The following is a 1,426-nucleotide window of genomic DNA, read 5'->3' as shown; positions in this document are numbered from 1 at the left end:
AGGCGGGGCACCCGCAGTGAAGCCGTAATCCGGCCTGAGGGCAGATCCAGCCACACCAGTTGCCCTTGAAAACAGCGACAAGCGGCTCCCCATTCCTGGGCCAGAGCCTCTACCTCTGACCAGACAAGGCAACGTGGCAGCAGCAGGTCGGTGGCCCACCCAGCCCCACACTCCCGCCGCCTGAGGATACGCACCTGCATGGATCCCTACATCCGCAAGGACTCCGTCCCGCTGACGCGAGCGGCGTAAAACTCGCACCAGGGATCCCCTTTCTCTCTAGCCTTGGTCTCCTGGCCGTGGAAGAGCCCACCCCGCTGGAAGAGGCGGTTGTAGAAGACTTGATCCAAAACCGGCTTCTGCTGGATGTTGCCGTTGTAGACCAGATTCATCATCGCCGGCACCGCCCCTTGGGCAAAGTAGCAGGCGGGATCTTCTGCCCGTGGGTAGGAAGCCAAAAAGTAGTTGGCTTCGTAGTTGCCGTCAATGGCCACCCGGCAAGACTGGCCGCTCACCACCTCCAAAGCCTGCCAGCGACCCCACCCCAGGCTGCTGGCCACCGCATAGCCGCCGTGGATCCAGTCGGTGTCCTTCTCCAGCATCGGCCCCACCAGGGTTTCCCACTCCACCGATTCCATGATGTTGCCGAAGGTGTAGAACACACAGACATGCCCCGACTCGCGGATGAGAGCTTCCCCCACCCCCATCAGCTCAGCCTGCACCGCCTTCAGCTCCTGTAAAAAGCGATACTGAATGCGGTTGTAGTAGTTGGCAGGCATGCGCGTTAGCAACACGTTAAACGCGCGAATTTGCCCCCGCTCATCTCCGGCCAAAGGCAAGCCCCACAGAGCTTCGTTGACCGCGTCATAGTCCACTGCTGTTGTGGGCCGGGGGAACTGGAGCGGCTGCTCGATCAACTTGCCCATCCCTGGACTGGGAGTCAACAACTGGGGCCGCGGCAGCCGAGTAACCTGGATTACACAGTGATCCTTACGGGTAACGGCCATGCACTCCGTTTCTTCTGCCGTGTAGCTCCCCAGCTCGCCAAACGTGGCATCCAGAGCTGCCGCCACATAGCCCACCGCCAAGTGGTCAATGGGACGTGTGCGGTTGACCTGATCCCCGTACTTGCTCAGCCAGCCTTCTGCGTAGTGAGAATGGGTAAGCTGCACTTCCCCGCCTGAAGGTGTCACCTCAAACGCCAGCCGCCCAAATCCTAAAAAACTGAAGATCTGAGCTGCCACTGCCAGGCGCTCTTGGGTCTCCTGAATGCCAAGAGCCTTGAAAGCTCCGTACAGAAGACTGTAAAAGATCTCCTGGGCTGCCGTGCGCAGGATCCCTACTCCATCGATCCAGTCGGGATCTTCAATAGTCTGCTGCAGGAATAGGTTGTAGTGATGGCAGTGGAAGATAACCGGCTCTCCAAACA

2 protein-coding genes are annotated in these 1,426 nt (G+C 59.5%); both read right to left on the bottom strand.

Going from position 1 to position 1,426, the window contains the following annotated elements:
- Positions 1–200 (bottom strand): hypothetical protein (locus NW829_RS10570; protein ID WP_414417039.1); only part of this gene is annotated, 200 nt, incomplete at its 3' end.
- A gap of 6 nt (positions 201–206) precedes the next feature.
- Positions 207–1,426, bottom strand: a 1,220-nt coding sequence (locus NW829_RS10565; RefSeq protein WP_414417038.1) for a hypothetical protein, incomplete at its 5' end; no start/stop codon positions are given.

This window comes from Synechococcus sp. R55.8 (assembly GCF_047461895.1).
GTDB lineage: Bacteria > Cyanobacteriota > Cyanobacteriia > Thermostichales > Thermostichaceae > Thermostichus.
Note: the sequence above shows the minus strand (reverse complement) of the source record. Positions and strands in the feature narration are given on the sequence as shown.